General features: G+C 75.6%; 13 protein-coding genes. 7 read left to right on the forward strand and 6 right to left on the reverse strand.

The window, feature by feature from the left end:
* The 4 genes from OZ948_09585 to OZ948_09600 form a co-directional block, all read left to right on the forward strand.
* Positions 1 to 360: PEP-CTERM sorting domain-containing protein (locus OZ948_09585; GenBank protein ID MEB2344982.1), on the forward strand; the 360-nt coding region annotated here is incomplete at its 5' end.
* Positions 361 to 496: 136 nt separating this feature from the next.
* Complete coding sequence (locus OZ948_09590) at positions 497 to 1,231, forward strand: hypothetical protein (protein ID MEB2344983.1); 735 nt, start codon at positions 497 to 499, stop codon at positions 1,229 to 1,231.
* Positions 1,232 to 1,431: 200 nt separating this feature from the next.
* A complete protein-coding gene (locus OZ948_09595; GenBank protein ID MEB2344984.1) occupies positions 1,432 to 2,838 on the forward strand; it encodes a sulfatase in 1,407 nt (468 codons plus the stop codon).
* A 15-nt stretch (positions 2,839 to 2,853) separates the two neighbouring features.
* A complete protein-coding gene (locus tag OZ948_09600) occupies positions 2,854 to 5,742 on the forward strand; it encodes a fused MFS/spermidine synthase (GenBank protein ID MEB2344985.1) in 2,889 nt (962 codons plus the stop codon).
* A 57-nt stretch (positions 5,743 to 5,799) separates the two neighbouring features.
* On the opposite strand, the gene OZ948_09605 is transcribed toward OZ948_09600, so the two are convergent.
* The gene (locus OZ948_09605; protein ID MEB2344986.1) at positions 5,800 to 7,764 is read right to left on the reverse strand and encodes a hypothetical protein; all 1,965 of its coding nucleotides are present in this window, start codon (positions 7,762 to 7,764) and stop codon (positions 5,800 to 5,802) included.
* 22 nt (positions 7,765 to 7,786) lie between these two features.
* On the reverse strand, positions 7,787 to 10,258 hold the full coding sequence (locus OZ948_09610; GenBank protein ID MEB2344987.1) for a sulfatase-like hydrolase/transferase: 2,472 nt from the start codon (positions 10,256 to 10,258) through the stop codon (positions 7,787 to 7,789).
* A gap of 291 nt (positions 10,259 to 10,549) precedes the next feature.
* On the opposite strand from OZ948_09610, the gene OZ948_09615 reads away from it, so the two are divergent.
* The 3 genes from OZ948_09615 to OZ948_09625 all read left to right on the forward strand — a co-directional run bounded on the left by OZ948_09615 (position 10,550) and on the right by OZ948_09625 (position 14,565).
* On the forward strand, positions 10,550 to 11,923 hold the full coding sequence (locus OZ948_09615) for a DUF2142 domain-containing protein (protein ID MEB2344988.1): 1,374 nt from the start codon (positions 10,550 to 10,552) through the stop codon (positions 11,921 to 11,923).
* Positions 11,924 to 11,999: 76 nt separating this feature from the next.
* Complete coding sequence (locus tag OZ948_09620) at positions 12,000 to 13,694, forward strand: hypothetical protein (GenBank protein MEB2344989.1); 1,695 nt, start codon at positions 12,000 to 12,002, stop codon at positions 13,692 to 13,694.
* A gap of 34 nt (positions 13,695 to 13,728) precedes the next feature.
* The gene (locus OZ948_09625; protein MEB2344990.1) at positions 13,729 to 14,565 is read left to right on the forward strand and encodes a hypothetical protein; all 837 of its coding nucleotides are present in this window, start codon (positions 13,729 to 13,731) and stop codon (positions 14,563 to 14,565) included.
* A gap of 45 nt (positions 14,566 to 14,610) precedes the next feature.
* Here OZ948_09625 and OZ948_09630 read toward each other — a convergent pair whose 3' ends face one another.
* The 4 genes from OZ948_09630 to OZ948_09645 form a co-directional block, all read right to left on the reverse strand.
* On the reverse strand, positions 14,611 to 15,915 hold the full coding sequence (locus tag OZ948_09630; GenBank protein MEB2344991.1) for a HEAT repeat domain-containing protein: 1,305 nt from the start codon (positions 15,913 to 15,915) through the stop codon (positions 14,611 to 14,613).
* Entirely contained in the window at positions 15,897 to 19,253 is a 3,357-nt protein-coding gene (locus OZ948_09635) for a carboxypeptidase regulatory-like domain-containing protein (protein ID MEB2344992.1), read from the reverse strand. Before OZ948_09635 ends, OZ948_09630 begins: the two co-directional genes overlap by 19 nt.
* 70 nt (positions 19,254 to 19,323) lie before the next feature.
* Entirely contained in the window at positions 19,324 to 19,917 is a 594-nt protein-coding gene (locus OZ948_09640) for a TIGR00730 family Rossman fold protein (protein MEB2344993.1), read from the reverse strand.
* A gap of 12 nt (positions 19,918 to 19,929) precedes the next feature.
* On the reverse strand, positions 19,930 to 21,432 hold the full coding sequence (locus OZ948_09645) for a DEAD/DEAH box helicase (GenBank protein MEB2344994.1): 1,503 nt from the start codon (positions 21,430 to 21,432) through the stop codon (positions 19,930 to 19,932).
* Positions 21,433 to 21,499 lie beyond the last annotated feature (67 nt).

Here is a 21,499-nt window from a genome sequence, read left to right on the forward strand (position 1 = left end):
TTCGGTGGCCTCACGCTCCTCGGCGTGCCGCTGAGCGTCGGCTCGGGCAAGACCTCGACCGCGGGTGCCTACGGCATCAACATCACCGCGATCTCCGGCACCTGGACGACCGGCTCGGTGGCGATCAGCGTGCCGGGCGAGCCCGTCGTGACCATCACGGGCTCGAACGGCCTCGTGGGTGGCGCGGGCACGGTCACGCTCGTGGCCCCGGTGACGGTCCTCAGCAACCTGTCGGGCGGCACCAACTTCGCGGCCTTCGCGACGCTGGTCCTGACGTACGTCCCGGAGCCGGGCACCCTGCTGCTCCTCGGCTCGGGCGTGGCGGGCCTCGCGATCCTCGGCCGCCGCCGCCTCAGCTAGCGCCATCCGGCGCAGCCACGGCTGCAAGGACGGCCACCCCGGCAACGGGGTGGCCGTTTCCTTTCTGCCGGAAGGGCTCGCCTTTCTTCGCGCGCCTCGGGTACTATGCACGCCATCGCGAACCAGGGGGTCCTCCATGCGCAAGTCGTCCGCAGCCTTCCTCGTGGCGCTGGCCGCTGTCCTGCCTGTCCTGGGCGCGGGCCCGGCGTCGGCCGGGCAGCTCGACACCGCCGAGTTCTCGTTCCAGATCGGCACGCTGCCGCCCGCCAGCTTCACCGGCTCCGGGACCACCGGTACGGCCACCAGCAACACGCTCGCGACGATCGACGCAGGCAGCACCATCACGGGCTCGTTCACGACGCCCGTGACCGATCCCGCGGCGGTTCCGGTCACCGGGATCCAGGCGATCCTCAGCAAGAACGGCTCGGGCAGCTTCGCGGGCGCCGGCACCCTCGCCGGCTCGGCCACGTTCGAGGGCGTCGCGAACGTCCTGGCCTTCGGCGGCGTCACGCTCCTCGGCGTGCCGCTGAACGTGGGCTCGGGCGAGACGGTCATCGCGACCGGCGCCGGCGGCGTCATCAGCATCACCGCGATCTCGGGCACCTGGACGACCGACCAGGCGAGCGTGGCGGGCGTGCCGTTCGTGGCCACCGTGACGCGCACGGGCACGAACAACCTGAGCGCGAGCGGTGCGGGGACGATCACGCTCGTCGCTCCCGTGACGATCATGACCAATCTTCCCGAGGGAAACTACGCAGCCTTCGCCGAGCTGGCGCTCAGCTACGCCGCGCCGGAGCCCACCACGGCGTTGGCCTTCGCCGGCGCGATCGCGACCGTCTGCGCGCTCGCCTACCGCCGGCGCCGGACCTAGCAACGCCCGTGCGCAGGCCGCGTGCGGCCTGCTCGTGAGGGTGCTTCCGGCGGCTGCTCCGGATCCGGGGCAGCCGCCGCCCGCTCGCGGCCCCGGCCTCGTCCCGCCGCACCCCGGCCGCGCGCGTGTGGATCGGCGCAGCGCCACGGAAGCCGCTACCGTCCGCCGGTTCTGGCCGGACCCAGGCGGAGGTCGTCGGATTGTTGCGCAGGCTCCTCGATTCGCCCCGGACCTACTTCGCGCTCGCCGCCCTGCTCGCCGTGATCGCCCTCGCCTCGCAGTTCCGGATCCAGGGCCCTTCGCGCCCGGCCGGCGAGATCGGTGAGATCGCCGCCCTCCGCGAGCGCAAGCCGAACGTCGTCTTCGTCCTGATCGACACCCTGCGCGCCGACCGCACCAGCGCCTACGGCTACGAGCGCCCGACCACCCCGGTCCTCGAGGTGCTGGCCGAGCGCGGGCTGCGCTTCGCGCGGGTGGAGGCGCAGTCGAGCTGGACCAAGACCTCGATGGCCTCGCTGTGGACGGGGCTCCTGCCCACCCACACGGGCATGCTCGGCTTCGGACAAGCGCTGCCGCCCGAGGCCGTCCTCCCGGCCGAGATCTTTCGCGAGGCCGGCTACGCCACCGGCGGCGTCTGGCGCAACGGCTGGGTCGATTCCCTGTTCGGCTTCGGGCAGGGCTTCGACGTCTACCTGCGCCCGTCCGCCTCCCGCGCGCCGCGCCGGTTCGAGCGGCGCGCCCCCGGCCCGCTCGTGATCAAGGGCACCGACGAGGACGCCACCGGCGCCGCGCTCGAGTTCCTCGCGAGCCACGGGCACCAGCCCTTCTTCCTGTACGTGCACTACATGGACGTGCACCAGTACGCGTACGACCAGGACTCTGCGGAGCTCGGCTTCGGGACCTCCGTGTCGGACGCCTACGACTCGGCGGTCCACTGGGTGGATCGCAACGTGGGCGCGCTGATCGCCCGGCTCGAGGAGCGGGACCTCTCGCGCAACACGATCGTCGTGGTCGCCTCGGACCACGGCGAGGCGCTCGGCGAACGCGGATACGAGGGGCACGCCCGCAACCTCTATCGCGAGGTCACCGGCGTACCCTGGATCGTGGCCCTCCCGTTCCGGCTCCCCCGGAGCGTGGTGGTGGAGCAGACGGTGAGCAACCTGGACATCTGGCCGACGCTGCTCGACCTGGCCGGGCTCCCGCCGCTCCCCGACACCGACGGGCGTTCGCTGGTGCCGGAGATCGAGGCGGCCGCCCGGCAGGAGGAGAGCGGCCCCGGGCGACCGGCCTTCGCCTACCTGGAGCGGAGCTGGGGCACGGAAGGGGCCCCGAGTCGCCCCACGCTCTCGGTCCGCGACGGGGATCGACGCCTGATCCTGAGCCTCTCGGAGAGCGAGCCACAGCGGGTGGTCGAGCTCTTCGACGGCGCCGCCGATCCGGCGGAGCTCGACGACCTCGCCGAGGCCCGGCCCGAGTGGGCCGGCGAGCTGCTCCCGGGGCTCGAGGCGACCCGGGAGCTGCGCCCGCTCTGGGACCAGGTTCCCGAGGTCGAGCTCGACGAGCTGAGCCGCGACATGCTGCGGGCCCTCGGCTACGTCGTGAAGTAGCCGGGCCCCCGGACGATGACGCGCGCGGTCGCGCTGCTGCTCACGGTCCTCACGGGCTTCAGCGGCCTCGCCTACCAGGTCGCCTGGCAGAAGTACCTCGCCACCCTGCTCGGCTCGCACAGCGAGGCCACGGCGGCCGTGCTCGCGATCTTCCTCGGCGGGCTCGCGGCCGGCTACTCGGTGTTCGGCGCCACCACCGCGCGCGTCGTCGCGCGCGCGCGGGCGCGGGGCGAGGCGCCCCGCCTGCTGTTCCTCTACGGCCTGGTCGAGTCGGGGATCGGCGCCTGGGTGATGCTGTTCCCGACGCTCTTCGGGCTGGCCCAGGCGGTGTCGTTCCGCTTCCCGGCGCACGGATCGCAGATCGCCGGCTTCGCCTTCGACGTCTTCCTCACCATCCTGCTGCTCGGCCCTCCCACCGTGCTGATGGGGGGCACGATCCCGGTCCTCACCCAGGCGCTGGCCGAGGACCTCGAGGACGCCACCCGCGTCCACGCCTGGATCTACGCCTTCAACACCCTCGGTGCCTTCGCCGGCGCGCTGGCCGGCGGCTTCGTGCTGGTGCCCCGGCTCGGGCTCGACGGGGTGCTCTACACGATGGGTCTCGTGAACCTCTTCGCCGGGACCACCTTCGTCCTGCTCCAGCGCGGCGCCGGCCGGGCGGCCGCGGCGCAGGAGACACCGTCTGGTGTCGATGAGGCCGGGCGGGCGGGCTCCTCGTTCGCGCTCTATGCGGTGGTCGCGCTGCTGGCCGGCTTCGCGATGATGGCGCTGCAGACCGTGCTGAACCGCGTCGGCGGGATGGCGTTCGGCGCCTCCCACTTCACCTTCGCGATGGTGGTGGCGGTGTTCGTCCTGTGCATCGCCCTCGGCAGCTTCGCGGTGTCGGCCCTCTCGCGCATCCCGCCGCTCCTGATCGTGGCCTCGCAGTGGACGCTGGTGGGGATCCTCGCGCTGCTCTACCTGCGCATGGACGCGGCGCCCTACTACGCGCACGTGCTGCGCTCGGTGTTCCGCGACGACGACTTCGCCTTCCCCTTCTACTACGGCGCCGCCTTCCTCGCGATCCTCGCCCTGCTCGGGCTCCCGATCGGCCTCTCGGGGGCCCTGCTCCCGCTCCTCTTCCACCAGCTCCGGCGCGAGCTCGGCGACCTCGGCGCCGTGGCCGGGCGGCTCTACAGCTGGAACACCGTGGGCTCGCTCCTCGGCGCGCTGCTCGGCGGCTACGCGCTCCTGATCTGGCTCGACCTGCACCAGGTGTACGCGATCGGCCTCGGCGCCCTGGCGGTGGGCGCGGGCCTGCTGACCTGGCGCCTGCTGGCCGTGCCGGCCTGGCTGCCGGCGGCGCTCACGGCCGCTGCGCTGGCGGGGATCGCCTGGCTCCCGCCCTGGAACCCCGATTGGATCGCCTCCGGCAGCTTCCGCGTGCGCAAGCCGACGCCGATGACGCTGGCCGGCCCGGGCCCGTTCGTCGCTGCCTTCAACGGGTCCTTCCGGACCGTCTTCCACACCGACGATCCCGCCAGCACCGTGACGGTCCGCGAGAGCTACCTGCCGAACGGGCAGGCCTCGCGCTCGATCATCACCAACGGCAAGCCGGACGGGAACCTCCAGGGCGACTACCCGACCATGGCGCTCGCCGCGCTCCTGCCGGCCCTGCTGTCCGAGTCCCCGGAGCGCTCCTTCGTGATCGGCTTCGGCACGGGGGTCAGCGCCGGCGAGCTCGCGGCCCTCGACGAGAGCCGCGAGGTGATCGTCGCGGAGATCTCGCAAGGGGTCGTCGACGCGGCGCCCCTGTTCGACTTCGGCAACCACGGCGCCTCCCGGCACCCGAAGGTCCGCATCGTCCGCTCCGACGCCTACCGGGCGCTGCAGCGCAGCGAGGGCCGGTTCGGCGTGATCGTCTCCGAGCCGAGCAATCCCTGGGTCGTCGGCGTGGAGATGCTCTTCAGCCGCGAGTTCCTCGAGGTCGCTCGCGAGCGGCTGGCTCCCGGCGGGGTCTACGCCCAGTGGATCCACACCTACGAGCTCGACCGCGAGACCGTCGAGCTCGTCATGCGCACCTACGCCGAGGTCTTCGACCACGTGAGCGTGTGGTTCACGATGGGCGCCGACCTGGTGCTGCTCGGCTTCGATGCGCCGGAGCTCGCCCTCGACGTCGACCGCCTCGCACGGCGCGTCGAGCGCGCGGACTTCGCGGCGGGTCTGGCGCGGGCGGGGATCGGCAGCCTCGACGCGCTGCTCGCCCACGAGGTGCTGCCCCTCGGCACGGTGCACGCGGCCGGTCTCGAAGGGCCCATCCACACGCTGCGCCACCCGATCCTCAGCCATCACGCCGCGCGCGCCTTCTTCCGCGGGCAGCAGGCCGAGCTGCCGCGCCTCGCCACCCGCGCCGCTGCCGAGGTCGGCCGCGAGCACTCGCTCCTCCGGCGCCGGCTCGGCGCGGCGGCGGACCGCCCCCCGGAGCCGGTGCTCGAGACCGTCGGCGTCGAGACCTGCCGGCTCGGCCTCGTGGTCGAGTGCGCCACGATCCTGGGCCGCTGGCAGCGCGACTACCCGGACTCGCCGGGCCGCCTCGAGCTGCTCGAGCAGGCGCGCTCGCTCTCCCCCGAGCTGGCCGCCGCGCTCGAGCCCGAGCGGCTCGCGAACCTCGCGAGCCTGGTGCGACCGGGGCAGCCGTTCCAGAGCGCGAGCGGGGACTTCGCGACGGCCGCCAACGAGGCGGTGGCCCTGTTCTCGAGCCAGTACCACCACGCCCTTCCCTTCGACCGCCGCGTGCTCGCCGAGGAGTGGCGACGCTGCGAGGCGCGGCGCCGCCCGCTGGATCCCTGCCTCGCCGGCCGGGCCGCGACCGAGCGGGCGCTCGGGCCGCTGGAGGCCCCGGTTCGGGCGGCGCGGGGCGGCTGAGGGGGCAGGAGGCTCCCGCAGGAGGCCCTGCTCGAGTGGCCGTACGCGTCCTCCCGATCAGGGCTCCGGGCGCGCCGCCTCGAGCAGGTGGAAGCGCCCGACCGTGCGCAGCCAGCGGGCGCCGCCCCGCTCCGCGAGGCGGCGGGCGCCGTCGCCCTCCACGAGCAGGTGCGTCACCCCGAGCGCGGCGAGCGCCGGCGCGCCCGGGTCCACGTCGACGGCGAAGGCGTCGGGGCCGAGCAGGCGGAAGCGCGGGTGCGTCCGGCCCGCGTCGGCCACCAGCGACACGTGGGCGTAGCGGTCGTAGACCTCGCGCGCGCGGCCCCGCGGATCCCAGCGCGCCCACTGCTCGAGCTGCGGCACCGGCTGGACCCCGTCGATCGCGCGGACGCCGAGCGCGCGGAACAGGTTCGGCACCTGGTAGGGGCCGAAGGTCGCCCACACGCTCGTCCCGCCGGACGCGGCGTCGATCGTGCGGATCGCGGCGGCGAGCGGATGCGCGCGCAGCGCCCCGGCCCCGCCCTGCGCGAGCGGGTTGAAGGCGAGCGACACCGCGGCCGAGGCCGCCGCGAAGCCCGCCATCGCGTGCCAGGGACGGCGTGCCCCGAGCGCGAGCCAGGCCAGCGCGGCGTTGCCGCCGGCGAACGCAAGCCCGCTGGCCAGCGGGAAGCCGGGCAGGCGCCGGGCGAGGCCCAGGCAGGCCAGCCCGAGCAGCCCGCCCCAGACGAGCGCGAGCCCCGCACGACGCCCGCCCGCGCTGCGCTCGCCGCTCGCGAGCAGCCGCGCCACCAGCAGCACCTCGACGAGACCGAGCGCGATCATCGAGCGCGGGCCCGGCACGAGCGACCAGCCGGTGGCGCGCACGAGCCAGCCGGGGAGCCGGGTCGTCGCGTGCAGCGCCAGCGCCGCGAGACCCGCCGCGAGCCCGACCTCGACGGCGCCGGGCCGCCGGCCGCCCCGCGCGGAGCGCCACAGCACGGCCGCCAGCAGCACGGGCGAGAGCAGCCAGAACGAGGCCGCCTCGCAGGCGTTGAGCAGCGGCCCGTAGTCCTCGACCAGGAGCGGCACCCCCAGGTTGGCGGCGGCGAGCTCCGCCCACGAGCGCCCCCCGCCGAGCGCGACGCGCCGGCCGGGGTAGGCGGTTGCGAGCATCCGCGTGACCGCGTCGCCCGCGGCGGCCCAGAAGGCGGTGGCCGCGAGCCCCACGACGGCGCCGGCCGCCCCGAGCGCGAGCAGCCGCAGGCCCGCCCGCGCCCGCAGGTCGAGGGCGTCGCGATGCTCCCAGGCCAACGTCGCCGCGAGCAGCAGCGCGACGCTCGCGAGCGGGACCTGGAAGGGCGGATAGAGCACGAGCGCGAAGCCGGCCGCTGCATAGCCGAGGAGCAGCCCGCTGAGCAGGATCGCCCCGGCGCGCCGCGCGAAGAGCACGCCGAGCGCTGCCAGCACGAGCAGTCCGGTGTGGATCGCCACCGGCGCCGGCCGCAGCGTCCAGAGCTGGACGAAGGGCGAGGCCACGAGCGCGAGCGCGCCGAACGCGGCGAGCGCACCGTCGCCGCGCGTCACGACCCGCAGCAGCGCCCAGGCGACCAGGAACAGCCCGAAGGTGCGCGACCACCAGCGCCACGCGAGGCCGACGTCGGCGCCGAGGAAGAAGCCCCAGGTGTCGGGGCGGAGCAGGACGAGGGGGTGGGCGACCGGCAGCGAGAAGGGCAGCAGCGCGTTCTGCCCCGTGCCGACGAGGCGGTTCACGACGGGGAAGGGCGGGTCGTGTGCCTCCTGGGCCAGCGCGAGCGGGAGGATCACGGCGTAGTCGTCGGCGCGGATCGCGCGCGGCTCGCCGAGCCACACCTCGATCCGCGCGGGCTCGCCGAGGAGCACGTTCCACTGCGCGAGCGAGAAGCCGTGGAGCCGCAGGCCCACGAGCGCGGCGAAGAGGAGCGCGAGCGCACCCGGCACGGCGAGCAGGCGCGCGGTCGGGCGCAGGGGCGCGAGCGGGGAGGGCGCGCTGCCCGTCGGGCTCACGGTGCGGGCCGGTGCGGGTGTCTCACGGGGGCCCGCCGCGGATGGGTGGCGGCTGCGCCCCGGCGACCCGGGCGCGGACGCGCTCCTCCTCGGCCGCGAGGGCCGCGTGGGGCTCGCCCGCGGCCGCTCCGGCCTCGGCCAGCGCGGCGCGAGCGGCGTCGCGCTCTCCGCGCGCGGCCAGCAGCTCGGCCCGGCGCAGCAGGAGCTGCGCCCGCGCGAGCCCCTCGGCCCCGGCGAGCCCCTCCTCGATCCCGCGTCCGGCCTCGTCGAGCTGCCCCTGTGCGATCTGGATGGCGGCCAGGGTGTCGAGCGCCTCGGGCCGGCGCCCGGAGCCCTCGACGGCGGCACGCGCCAGCGCGTGGGCGCGCGGCAGCTCGCGGCCCAGCCGGAAGAGGGTCCACGCGAGGTCGTTCTGGACGATCGGATGGTCCGGGAAGCGCGCGAGCAGCGCCTCCTGCACACCCACCAGCTCGTCGAGTGCCCCGAGCGCGTCGAGGATGCGGGCCCGCAGGGTGAGCAGCGCAGTCGACTCCGGCGCGTCCTGCAGCGCGGCTTCGACGCGGATGCGCGCGAGCTCGGCGCGGCCGGCCGCGAGCTCGGCGCCCGCCACGCGGAGCGCAGCGTCCTCGTGGCGCAGGTAGCCCCGCGGCAGCGCGCGCAGGAGCGCGCCGCCGCGCTCCACGTCCCCGGCCTCGAGCGCCAGCGCCGCGAGCCGCCAGGTCGGCTCGGCATCCGGGATCGGCGCCTGGCGGGCTCGCTCGTACCAGCTCCGGCTCTCCTCCGTGCGGCCCGCCGCCTCGGCGAGCCGGCCGAGGCCCGTGAGGGGCAGCGCGCTCGGGGCCTCGAGGGCGAGCGCGCGCTCGTAGGCTGCGGTCGCACCGGGCGCGTCGCCGCGTGCCTCGAGGATGCGCCCGAGCAGGGCATGGAGCCGGCCCTCCTCGGGCAGCTCCCGGATCAGGCGCTCGGCCAGCGCCCGGGCCTGCTCGTAGCGGCCGGCTCCGAGGGCCGCCCGCAGCTGCAGCACCCCGATCTCGAGGCCGCGCTCCCCGAGCTCCCCGGCCACCGCGAGCGCCTCGTCGAAGCGCTGCGCGCCGAGCAGCTCGTTGAGCCGGTGCATCTCGCCGACCAGGAACAGCTCGTCCTTGGGGTCGGTGCCCCCGACCGTGCCGAGCGGCGGCGCCTGGCCCGGGCCCGCGGGCACGGGCGCGACGTAGCCGAGCGCCTCGAGGCGGGCGCGCTCGGCGGGGTCGAGGGCGAGGTTCGGCCGCGGTGCGCTGCGTCCCGCGAGCCGTTCGTCGAGGGCGCGGTCGAGCGTCGCGGCGAGCTCCGGCAGGGTGGCGGCGAGATCGTGGGTCTCGCCGGGGTCCGCGCGCAGGTCGTAGAGCTCCGGGCGGGGCGCCCGCAGGTACTTGTGGGTGGCGGTGCGGATCCCGTAGACCGGGCTCCAGCGCCAGTCGTAGTGGGTCGCCAGGGTCTCGAGGTAGGCGCTGCGAGGCTCGACCTCCGGGCCGGCGAGGAGCGGCTGGAGCGGCCGCCCGGTCGCGCCGGGGAGCGGGGACGCGCCGAGCGCCGCGAGCAGCGTCGGCGCCACGTCCGCGAGCCGCACCACCGGCGCCACCGTGACCCCCGCCGGCAGCCCCGGGCCGCGCAGGAGCAGCGGCACCCGCTGGGTTGCGTCGTAGAGCGTGAAGGAGTGGGAGTCCTCGCCGTGCTCGCCGAGGCTCTCGCCGTGGTCGCTGGTCACGGCGACCAGCGTGGCGCCGTCGGGCCAGCGGGCCGCGACCGCGTCCAGGAGCCGCCCCACCTCTGCGTCGGCGAAGGCGATCTCGCCCGCGTAGAGGTTGCCCCGATGGCGCGTCGCGAAGGGCTCCGGGGGCTGGTGCTCGGCGTGGGGGTCGTAGAGGTGCACGAACAGGAACGAGCGATCGGGCGCAGCGGCCAGCCAGGCGAGGGCGGCGTCGACCACCTGGTCCGCCGGGCGCTCGGCGACGGCGACACCACCGTGGGACGGGGAGCCGAGCGCGAAGGTGTCGTCGTAGACGTCGAAGCCGCGGGCGAGCCCGAAGCGCTCCGCGAGCACGAAGGACCCGACGAAGGCCGCCGTGGCGTAGCCTGCCTCGCGGAGGTGGGCCGCGAGCGTCGGCACGTCGTCGCGCAGGCGGAAGAGCCCGTTGTGGTGGATGCCGTGCTCGGGCGGGTCGAGGCCGGTCAGCAGGGTGGTGTGCGAGGGGAGCGTGATCGGGGCCGGGGTGATGGCGTTCTCGAAGCGCACGCCGGTGGCGGCCAGGGCGTCGAGCGCCGGGGTGCGCCCGGGGCCGGCGCCGTAGGCACCGACGTGGTCCGCCCGCAGGGTGTCGATCGAGACCAGTACCACCCGCAGCGGCCGCTCGGGGGCGGGGGGCGGCGGCGCGTCCGGCGTGCACGCCAGGGCGCCCGGCAGCAGGCAGGCGACGGCGATCCGTCTGCGCCAGCGCCGCTTCGCGTTTCGCTCCATTCCCACCCACCGTCCGATCCGACCGCTCGACCGACCGCCGTCCGACGCCACGCCACTCCGCGCCGTGCCCGTGCCCCAGCCGTGCCCGAGCCGTGCCGTGCCCGTGCCCGTGCCGTGCCGCGCCACGCCGCGCCTCGCGCTCCTCACGCCGCGCCGCGCCGCGCCGCGCCGCGGAGGCTAGCAACGCGCCCGCCGGCTGGTTCGCTGTGGGCGTGGCGATCGGTCACCTTCCCGCCCTCGATGGACCGGCCTCCGTCCGCAGCCGAGACCGCGCCCGGGAAGCCCCGACTCGTGCGCCGGCTTGCGCGCCGGCTCGCGGCGTGGTCGCCCGCGCGCTGGAGCCTCGCGATCGGGCTGCCCTTCGGACTGGCCTTCGCGTGGTTCACGCCGCCGCTCCAGCCGCCGGACGAGATCCGCCATCTCGCCCGCGCCTTCCTGATCGCCGAGGGCTGCTTCGGGGCCGAGCTGCACGAGGGACGCGCGCAGGTCTCGGTTCCGCGCACCCTCCTGCGCATGCCGGCGCGGCTCGGCGAAGGAATCCAGATGCATCCCGAGCGGCGCCAGGAGCCCTGGCGCCTCGAGCGCGAGCTCCGCGTCGCCCTCCGCCCGGAGGTGCGCGAGTGGCGCCCCCTGCCGAGCCTCTACTCACCGCTCGCCTACCTCCCCGGGGCGCTCGGGGTCGGGGCGGCGCGCGCGCTCGGAGCCTCGCCCGTCGAGCTCCTGTATCTCGGGCGGATCGCCAACCTGCTCGCGTACCTGGTGCTGCTCGCCGCCGCGCTGCGCCTGGCCCCGGCGCACCGCAGCGCGTTCCTCGTGCTCGGGCTGCTGCCGATGTCGCTCTTCCTCGCCGCCTCGCTCGCGGCCGACGCGCCGACGCTCGGGATCGCGCTCCTGCTCGTGGCCGCCGTCCTGCGCGAAGCGCAGCCCGAGCGCGGGCCGCTCGGCTGGAGGCCGCTCGTCGGGCTCGCGGCGCTCGCGGCGGCGCTCGGGCTCGCGAAGCCCGGCTACCTGCCGGTCGTCGGGCTCGCGTTCCTGGTGCCGCGCGCGCGCTTCGGGGGGCGCGCCCGCTGGCTCGCCGCGCAGGGTGCCTGGCTCGCGTGCGGCGTCGTCCCGGGCGTGCTGTGGGCGGCCTACGTCGCGAACCTCGGCCACGAGCCGCTGGTCCCCGGCGCCGATCCCGGGGCGCAGCTCCGCTGGATCGCCGCGCACCCCGCCGGCTTCGCCGGCGTCCTCGCCCGGACCGTCCGGGAGCTCGGCTGGCTGTGGGCGACGAGCTTCGTCGGGCTGCTCGGCCACGCGGACACCTGGCTCCCGATGTGGCTCTACCGCGCGGCCCTCGCCCTGCTGCTCGCGGTGGCGCTCCTCGACGGCGGGCCGGCGAGCCCCGTCCGTGGCCGGGGCCGCGCGCTGGCCCTGGGCCTCGCGGGTGCCGGCCTGCTCGCCACGCTCGGGATCGCCTACCTCGGCTGGAACGAGGTCGCGGCTCCGCTCGTGCGCGGCGTGCAGGGGCGCTACCTCGCGCCGCTCGCGCCGCTCGTGCTCGTCGCCCTGCACGTCCCGCGAGCGCGCCCGCTCCCGCCCCTCCTGCACGGGCTCGTGGTGGGCTGCGTGGCGCTCTTCCTCGGCGTGTCGGTGCAGCGGGTCCTGATGCGCTACTGGGGTTGAGCCCGCGCCGGCGGCGGGAGCGCGGGGGAAGGCGGGGAGCCGGGAGGCGCGGGCCCCCGTGCTAGGGTCCCGAGCCGTGCGCGCTGCGAGCGAGGCGATCTCCCGGGTGCGTTCCCTCGACGCGCGCCTCGCCGCGCTGGCCGGACGACGCCGCGCCTGGGCCGTCCTGCTCGGAGCCTGCCTCCTCCTGCTGCTCCCGCTCTACGCCCCGGCCCTCGCCGGCGCCTTCGTCTCCGACGACTGGGGATTCGTCGTCAACAACCCGTGGATCCGCGACCCGACGCCTGCCCACCTGCTGGCGATCCTGCGTCCCTGGGGCCCCGTCACCGAGTACGCCGCCAACTGGGCACCCGTGCACCTGCTCACCCACGCGTTGCAGTGGCGGCTCTTCGGCGAAGACGTGCGTGGCTACCACCTGACCAACGTGGCCCTGCACGCGCTGGTGTCGGTGCAGCTCGTGGCGCTCTACCGGCGCTCGGGCGTGGCGCCGCTCGGCGCCCTCCTCGGCGGCGCGCTCTTCCTCCTGCACCCGGCCAACGTCGAGGTGGTGGCCTGGATCTCCGAGGTGAAGACGCTGCTCGCGATGAGCTTCGCGCTCGGCGCGCTCCAGCTCCAGGAGCGGCGGCCCGCCCTGGCGGTGCTGCTCTTCGCCCTGGCGCTGCTGTCGAAGGCGCTGGCGGTCTTCGCGCTGCCGGTGGCGATCGTGCGGGTCTGGTGCGGCCCCCCTCCGTGCCCTCGTGCCGGGGAGGTGCGGAGCGCTGCGCGCGCGGGCTGGTGGCTGCTCGCGTGGCTTGCCGTCTTCGCGCTCTACGCGCCGCCCCAGTGGGCCGCCTTCCAGCGCATCGGGGAGTCCGACCTGGGGCTCCACCCGGACGCCTGGGTGAGCGCGCGCACGATCGTCGCGCTCCTCGCCCGCTACCTGGTGATGGCCGCGACCGGCACCGGGCTCTCGGCCTTCCACGATCCGCCCCGGGCCCTCTCGGCGGCGGATCCTTGGTGGCTCTTCGGCGCGCTCGCGCTCGTGCTCTTCGCGGCGCGGGCGCTCCGCTGCTTCCTGCGCCGCGACGAGGAGGCGGTCTACTGGGCCTGGGCGATCGGCGGCTGGATCCCGATCGCACAGTTCTTCCCCTTCACCTATCCGCTCGGAGACCGCTACCTCTACATGCCGCTGCCGGGCCTGGTCGGCGTGGCGCTGCTGCTCGCGCAGCGCGGGCTCGGGCGGCTCGGGGCCCGCGCGCCGGCCCGCGCCGACGCGCTCGCGGCCGCCGCCCTGGCGGGCGCGCTCGTGCTGCTCGGGGGGCTCACGGCGCGCGTGCCGTCGCGAGCGGCGATCTGGCGCTCCGAGCCGCTCCTCATGGTCGACGCGGCCCGGAACTACCCGGAGGGCATCCAGGCGTCCCTGACGCGCGCCTTCCGCGCCGGCGAGCAGCACGATGCCGAGGGCGCCGCCGCCGCGCTGCGGGCCGCGCGCGCGAAGGGCTTCGACCAGTTCGTGGCGCTCGAGCGGGTCCCGGCCTTCGGCCCGATCCTGCGCGACCCCGCCTTCCGGGCCGCCCGGGCCGAGGTGGCCGGCCTCTGGCTCGAGCGCTTCGCAGCCCGGCGGCACGTCGCCAACCAGGGGGAGCTTCGCGTGGCGGCGATGGCCCACGAGGCCCGTGGCGAGCGCGCCGAGGCGATCGCGGCGCTCGAGGAGGCGCTCCGCAAGGACGGCCCCTACCGGCAGACGGTGGCGGACGAGCTGGCGGTCCTGCGCCGGCAGCCGGCGCCCTGATCGGGGCGGGGCCGGTACGCTAGACCCCTGCGCCATGCAGCGCATCGCCGGCCAGGGCTCGCCCCGGGATCTGGGCCTCGATCAGGGCCGCGCCTGCCGGGAGGCCGTGCGTGCCGATGCCCGGGCGCTCGGCTGGGAGGGCGAGCGGGGCTGGCTCGCGATGCTGCGCCGGGGGTCTGGTGCCCGCCCCGGCCGCGCCCTCGCCCGCGACCTCGCGCGCCACTTCCCGCACCTCGACGAGCGCGTCGCCGGCCTGGCGGCCGGCGCCGGCCTGCCGCGCGAGGCGCTCCTGGCGCTGCTCGAGGAGGAGCTCGCCGGCGCGCCGCTCCTTGCCGCCGGCGTCGCGCCCGCCGCCGGCGGCGCGCCGCGCGTCGTGCTGCGGCTGCGCGCACCGCTTCCGCCGACGGGTCTCGTCGTGCGCGAGGCGCACCCGGACGGGGCCTACCCCTTCCTCGCTCTCACGCGCCCCGCGCTGGTCGTGGCGCTGGCCGGCGTGAACCAGCGCGGCCTGGCCGGCGCGATCGACCGGCTCGAGGGGCCGGCCGCACGCGGGGGCGGCCGCGATCGCTGTGCGGTGTCGGGTGCGCTGCTGCTCGACCAGTGCCTCGAACGTCTCGACAGCGTCGAGAAGGCCCTCGAGTGGTGCGAGCGCAGGCCCGCCGGCGGGTGCACGCGCCTGGTCTTCGCCGACGCCGCCGGCGCAGCCGGTGCCATCGACCTCGACGGCGAGCGGCGGACGCGCTGCGAGCCGGACGCGCTGGAGCCCGCCCGCGACGAGCGCGAGGCCTGGTGCGAGCTCGATCCGGCGGGGCGCGCCCTCACCCTGCGCGAGCCGGATCGCTCCGCCGAGCGCCTTGCCCTCGCGCCCTGAGCCTTGCCGGACGGCGCACCCCCTGGGCGAGGGCGCGGGGCGCTCTCAGTGCGCGCGCAGGGGCTCGCCGGCAAAGAGCCGCGCGAGCTGGCGGGTGGCGGCGTCGGGATGCGAGCGGGCGATCGCGTGCAGGGCTTCGCGTCCCTCCGCTCCCGCGTAGGCGAGCGCGGTGATGGCGCCCGCGGCTTCGCGCCCACTCGAAGCTTCCGCGAGGGCGCGCAGGCGCGGCACGAGCGCGGAGCCGATCGCGCCGAGGCCCTGCGCGGCGGCGCCGCGCACCCCGAGGGCCGGATCGGAGAGCGCCTCGAAGGCGAGATCGACGTAGGGCGGATCGCGCGTTGCGACGAGCGCGCGCACGGCCGCTTCGCGTACGACGGGCGCCGGGTCGCGCCGCGCGAGCGCGGCGGCGCGCGCCGCGAGCGGCGTGCCGGCCGCGCGGCTCGCGGCGACGGCGCGCAGCTCGGGGTCGTCGCTTGCGAGCAGGCGCCGCAGGGTCGGCGCCGGGAGGCCTCCGTCGAGCTCGGCGAGCGCCTCCCAGGCGGCGGCGGCCAGCGGCGGGCCCCCTTCGCTCCGCGCCGCCACGGCGGGGCGCAGGGCGGCGAGCCGGTGCGGGCCCGCGAGGCGGAGGAGCGCGAGCCGGAGCGGGACGGAGCGTGCGGGATCGGCGAGCGCGGCGGAGAGGTCCGCGACGGCCGCTGCGTCGAGCTGGGTCGCGAGGCCCGGGATCTCGGCGAGCCGGGCGGCGGCGGCCTCCGCGACCGGCGGGGCACCCCGCGCCGCGAGCGCCGCGAGCGCGGAGGCGCCCGGTGCGCGGTCGCGGGCGTCGCCGGCGAGCGCGCGCCAGTGCCGGAGGCCCTGGATCGTGGCGGGATCCGGGGCACGCAGGAACGCGTAGCCCTCGGCCGCGACCGCGAGCGCGTCGCGCTCCGGGAAGCGCTCGCGCCAGAGCGACCAGCCCGGGAGCGGCTCGAGGGCGACCAGCACGCGCTCGCCCGCCGCGAAGCGCGTGGGCCGCACGGGAGCCAGCTCCTCCCAGGCGATCCGCAGGCGCTCCCCGCCCGGTACGCCGCGCCCCGGCGCGTCGAGGTCGTCCTCGACGCGGAGCCACGCGGACCAGCCGCTGCGATCCACGGCGGCGGGCGTCTCGATGGTCCCGGCCACCACGCGCCGTGCGCCCTCGACGGCGCGCAGGAGCGGGCCGCCGCCCGCGGCCGGGGGCGGCGCCGTGCTCGCCGCCGCGGCCGTGCCGGCCAGCCCTGCCAGCCCGCCGAGCCCGCCGAGTACGGCGAGCACGGCGAGGACCCGCGTGCTCGCGAGGACGCGCGCTGCGCTCAGGGCCTCACCACCCACACGCCGGGCGGGTCGAAGACGCCGTTGCCGTCCACGTCGAGGAAGAGCGCGTTCGTGACGCCGAGCGCACGCACGCCCTTCTCGGCGGCGGTCACGTCCATCAGGTCGGCGAGCGTGGGGTTCTCCGTCGCGACGTCGGTCGGGTGCGGGTAGACCGGGAACATCGGCGGCGAGACGCCCTGCAGGCCGCGCGCCGCCACCACGATCCACTCGTCCCCGGTGATCCCGTCGAGCCGGAGCGTCAGGTTCGTCTCGAGCCGCTGCGAGCCGTTCACCGCGACGGTGTCCACCGTGAAGTCGGTCCCGGCGAGCAGCGTCTGCGCCGGCAGCGCGGAGTAGAGGGTCGGGATGCCGTCGTTGCGGCGGGCGACCGCGGTGGTGGCGTTGCGGTAGAGCACGATGCGGTCGTAGGGCGCCCAGGTGGGGGCCTGGACCCGGATCTCGAGGTCGACCTCCCCGTTGCCGACGCTGAGCAGCGTCCCCGCTGCGGTGGTTGCGGGTGCCGTCCCCGCCGGCACGACGCCGCCGAGCTGCGCGCTGCCGGCCGAGCCGTCGGTGGCGAGCAGGCGTGCGGTCAGGAAGACGCCCTGCCCGCCGACCGCCTTGCCGGCGTGGATCGCGCGTGCGATCTCGGCGTCGGAGACCGCCGGCACCGCGTCGCTCGAGGCGGGCGTCCAGGTGCGCGCACCGGCGGCCGAGAGGCTGTGGTACTCGTGGGTGTCGGTGTCCGCCACGAAGGTCGCGGGCAGGCCCTGGTTCAGCAGGTTCATCCAGATCCCGATGCGCTCGCCCAGGAACTCGGTCTCCTGTTTCTGCGCCGAGGCGCCGTTCCACAGCTCGAGGGCCGGGAAGGCGTGGAAGAAGTTCGGGATCGAGGGGTCGAGCCGGAACATCGCCGGCTCGCCCGGGTCCAGGAACGAGCGCGGCGGGGTCACGGCCGTGTCGATCTTGAGCGGGTCGAAGTGGCCGTCGATGTGGTTCACCTGCACGACCGTCTCGAGACCCGCGTTCGAGGGGTCGGCCAGCACCGCGGCGTGGATCTCGGCGGGCGACAGGTTGAAGTGACCGTTGCTCGGGAAGCCCTCGCCGGGCGGCGCCGCGCCGCCGTGGTCGGTGGCGCCCTGGGTCTGCGGCTGCGCAGGATCCGGGCCCTGCGGGTAGGCGTTGAAGTGCCCGTAGTCGAAGGTCGTGATCTCCTCGCCCGGCGTGGCGTTCACGAAGGGCGTGAAGCCCCGGCTCGCGATCTCGGGATCGAGGTCCGTCACGTGGGCGTGGTCGGTGGCCACGATCGAGTCGACGCCCTCGCCGGCGTAGGACCGGATCCGGGCGCGCCGGCTCACGCGCGAGTCCTGGCTGTCGATCATGTGCACGTGGTAGTCCGCGGAGATCCAGCCGCTCGTGTCGAGCACGTGCGCGATCTGTGCCGACACGTTCGTGGTGGCGTCGGCGGCGATCGTCACCTGCTCGGTGTAGAGCGACCACTCGCCGCCGCGCGAGACCGCGATCTGGTAGGTGCCGGGCTCGAGCAGCAGGTCCGCGACGCCGTTCGCCTCGGTGTACTCGCTGCGCGAGAGGCCGGTCGGCACCGCGTCCTGGCTCAGGTCGTAGAAGAGGTGGGTGCGCGTGTCGTTCGCGGACAGCACGGTGGCGAACAGGCTGGGCTCGGGGCTCGGGTCGAAGCCTACCACCGAGACGCGGGCGGGGACCGGCTGGCCCGCGTGATCGACGACCGTCACGTGCAGGCGGCCCGTCTCGGGCAGGACCACGTCCTGGACGGTCGTTGCGCCTGCGGTGAGGGTCACCAGGTGGGTCGCGGGCGCCGCGCCGCCGCCCTCGTAGGGGAAGCCCTCCTTGGCTGCGGCGACCAGGTAGGAGCCGGCCGGGATGCGGCCGTCGTAGCAGCCCTCGGCGTCCGTCACCCAGTGGGCGCGCAGCAGGTGGAGCGCCGTGGTGCCGCCGGCGGTGTCGCGGCCGGCCGCGACGCGCGCGCCGGGTAGGGGGTCGCCCGAGGCGTCGCGCACGCAGCCGCGCAGGCGGCCGGTCGGGAGGCCGTGGACGTCGGCGAAGGCCTCGACGGCGTTGGCCCCACTGCCGTCGCCGATCGAGAACCAGCGCGTGAAGGTGTTGGCACCGCCGGCAGGCACCGTGAAGTTCGGCGGGATCCCGGCGCCGAGCACGGCCGGCACCGCGTGCCCGTGGAGCACGAAGGACACGCCGGAGGTCGTGAAGGTGCTCGAGGGCAGCGCCACGTCGGGCGGCCGGGCGTCGAGCAGCGCGTAGTCGACCCCCTCGGCATCGTCGTAGCCGAAGAAGGACACGAGCGAGACGCCCCAGTTGGCGAGCATCTCGCCGACCCCGGCCTGGCCCATCGGGATCGGCGCCTGGTCGGAGAGCGGCGTCCACTGCTCGAGCTCGCCGCCGCCGTTGATGTAGTCGCCGACGTAGAGCGGGAGATCCACCGCCTCCATGTTCGCGATCGTGGTGCGCAGCTCCACCGTCCGCGTGCCGGGCTCGAGGCGGTACTCGGTGCAGCCCCAGACCTCGTAGTCCTGGTCGTCCACGCCGGGCGGGAACGTGGCGCCGGCCTGCTCGATCACCGAGGAGGGATTGATGTCGTCGAGCAGGTCGTCGGGGCCGCAGGTGCGCAGGATGGCGGTGGTGCCATCCGCGCCGTCGTTCAGGATCTCGGCGCTGACGGCGTTCACCACGGTCTCGACGTTCACGGCCGGCTGCAGCTCGAAGAAGCTCTCGTTGCCCTGGCGCACGCCGTCCTCCACGAGCTCGGCGTCGATCAGGTTGCCGCCCCAGGTGCCGACGAAGATCAGCTCGCGCTGGGTGGGCTTCTGGACGACGAAGCGCGCGACGTCGTTGGCGAGCAGGTAGTCGTCGGCCGTGCAGTGCGCCAGCGGGCCGGTCGGGCAGTCGGCGGGGTCGTCGATCCGGGACGCGCGCGCCTTGGGCGGAAGGTAGTCGAAGCGGGAGCGACGACCGCTCTCGAGCGCCGGCGTCTCGCTGGAGCGGACCGCGACGAAGATCTCGTTGTGGTCGCGCAGCGGCGCGCCCGGCGCGATCGTGGCGGTCCAGGTCGCCGGCCCGCCCGTCAGCCGATCGGTGACGTCCTCGCCGTTCAGCTCGACGCGCAGCGTCGCGGCGTCCGCGCTCGGGTGGAGGTCGATCTGCAGCGGGAAGGAGAGCGTCGTGACCGTGCTCTCGTGGGCCGGCGTCACGACCCGGAGCAAGGGCGACGGCTCGTCGCAGTCGAGCCCGACCTGGGAGAGCGAGAGCAGGAGGATCACGGGAAGCCAGGCTCCCCGGCCGCCGAGCAGATGCGCGCGCATCGACACCACCCCCTTCCTCGCCACGGGCGCGTCCGGAACGCGCGAGTCTATGGGGGGGAGGCCGCTCGCTTCAAGGAGGATCGTTGCCGGGCCGGCGATCGCGCCCCGGCTCCCCCGGGGTTGCGGTTGCCGCGAGGGTCTCGCAGAGCTCCACGGCCCGGGCCGCGCTCCCGGCGACCGCCCACCACGCGCGCGCCGTGGGCTTCTCGAAGCCCGTGTCGATCGCGCGCCCGAGCCATTCGAGCAGGGGGTCCCAGAAGCCCGCGGCGTCGAGCAGCACCACCGGCCGGTGGTGGAGCCCGAGCTTGCGGAACGAGAGCACCTCGGCGAGCTCCTCGAGCGTGCCGAGGCCGCCGGGCAGGGCGACGAAGGCGTCGGCGCGCTCGTCGAGGCCGGCCTTGCGCGCGCGCATGTCGTCGACCTCACACATCTCGACCCCGAGATGATGGACGTCCTCGTCGATGAAGCGGCGCAGGATCACGCCGTGGACCCGGCCACCGGCTGCGAGCGCGCCGTCGGCGAGCGCGCCCATGAGCCCGGTGCGTCCTCCTCCATAGACGAGATCGTGTCCCCGGCGCGCGATCTCGGCGCCGAGCGCCGTGGCCACCGCGAGGAAGGGCTCGGCCGCCTGGCGGCTGGAGCCCGCGAAGACGGTGATGCGCATCGCGCGCTCCGGCTAGCGCCGCCCGCGACCGCCGCGCCCGCGCCCGCCACCGCGCCGCGAGCGCCCACCGCCCTCGCGCCGCTGCGGGGCGCGCTCGGCATCGGCGTCGCGTGTGGCACCCACCTCGACCTCGCCGACCGTGGTCTGGGGGCGGTGCTCCTTCAGGTAGGCCGAGCAGATCGCGGCCAGCTCGCGGCGCCCCTCGTCGCTGGCCGCCATCGCCGACACCACGGCCACCCAGCGGTCGATCTTCCAGGCGCGCTCGCGCTCGGGCACTGCGCGCATCTCCTGCTCCACCTTGACCGTGAGCCGCTCGCGCAGCCGGTCGAGGAGCTCGGCGTCGGACGGGAGCTTGCGTTCCGTGATCTGGATCCGGTTCACGTTCTGGAGATACTTGAAGTTGCCGATGTCGAGCGCCGACACGAGGGAGATCGCGAAACCGGCCTTGCCCGCGCGGCCGGTACGGCCGGTGCGGTGCACGTAGGTTTCCGGCGAGTCCGGTGCGGTGTAGCCGATCACGCAGGTCAGGTCCGAGATGTCGATGCCGCGCGCGGCCACGTCGGTGGCGACCAGGAAGCGCAGCTCGCCGGCCTTGATGCGCGCCATCGCCCGCTCGCGCGCGGCCTGGGCCAGATCGCCCGAGATCTGGTCGGCGTCGAAGCCGCGGCGCTGGAGGAAGGCCGTCACGTAGCGGACGTCGTCCTTGGTGTTGCAGAAGATGATCGCGCTCTCGGGGTCCTCGTACTCGAGGATCCGGACCAGCGCCTGCTCCTTCTCCTGTGCGCTCACGAGGTAGAAGAAATGCTCGATCTCGGCGGGTGCGATCTGGCCCTCGGAGAGCGTCACGAACTCCGGATCGCGCATGAAGACGCGCGTGAGGGCGCGCACCTTCTCGGGCATCGTGGCCGAGAACAGGCAGGTCTGGCGCCTCTCCTTCGGCGGGAGGTAACGGTCGATCTCGCGCATGTCGGGCCAGAAGCCGAGCGAGAGCAGCTCGTCGGCCTCGTCGAGCACGAAGAAGCGCACGCGGTCGAGCACGAGCCGGCGCTGGCCGAGGTGGTCGAGGATCCGCCCGGGCGTGCCCACCACGATGTGCGGCCCGGCCGCCAGCCCTTCGAGCTGCGGCCCGTAGCCGACCCCACCATAGATCGGCAGGCAGACGATGCCGCGGTGCTTGCCGATCGTGACGAGCTCGCTCGCGACCTGGTTCGCGAGCTCACGAGTCGGTGTCAGCACGAGCGCCTGCGGCGCGCGCAGGTCCGCGTCCACCTCGGCGACGATCGGGATGCCGAAGGCGCCGGTCTTCCCGCTGCCGGTGCGCGCCTGCACGATCAGGTCGCGGCGCGCCCGCATGGCGGGGATCGTGGCTGCCTGCACCGGCATCGGCGTGCGCCAGCCGAGCTCGCGCAGGCCGCTCTGGATGTCCTCGGGCAGCGCGGCGAAGAGGTTCTCGGAGGAGGCGTCGGCGGGTGCTGCGGAGGCGGAGGGAGACGAAGGTTCAGCGTCTTCGGGCATTTCGGCGCCGCAGGCTACTGCTCGGCCCCGGGCGTGGCAAGCAGGGGAGGGGGCCCGCGCACGGCGC

This window comes from Deltaproteobacteria bacterium, assembly GCA_035063765.1.
Lineage (GTDB): Bacteria > Myxococcota_A > UBA9160 > UBA9160 > PR03 > CAADGG01.

Bases quoted from the DNA above. Each gene is read 5' to 3' on its own strand.
- OZ948_09640 (MEB2344993.1), bottom strand. From the start codon at position 19,917: ATGCGCATCACCGTCTTCGCGGGCTCCAGCCGCCAGGCGGCCGAGCCC.
- OZ948_09600 (MEB2344985.1), top strand. From the start codon at position 2,854: ATGACGCGCGCGGTCGCGCTGCTGCTCACGGTCCTCACGGGCTTCAGC.
- OZ948_09590 (MEB2344983.1), top strand. From the start codon at position 497: ATGCGCAAGTCGTCCGCAGCCTTCCTCGTGGCGCTGGCCGCTGTCCTG.
- OZ948_09610 (MEB2344987.1), bottom strand. From the start codon at position 10,258: ATGGAGCGAAACGCGAAGCGGCGCTGGCGCAGACGGATCGCCGTCGCC.
- OZ948_09645 (MEB2344994.1), bottom strand. From the start codon at position 21,432: ATGCCCGAAGACGCTGAACCTTCGTCTCCCTCCGCCTCCGCAGCACCC.
- OZ948_09625 (MEB2344990.1), top strand. From the start codon at position 13,729: ATGCAGCGCATCGCCGGCCAGGGCTCGCCCCGGGATCTGGGCCTCGAT.
- OZ948_09635 (MEB2344992.1), bottom strand. From the start codon at position 19,253: ATGCGCGCGCATCTGCTCGGCGGCCGGGGAGCCTGGCTTCCCGTGATC.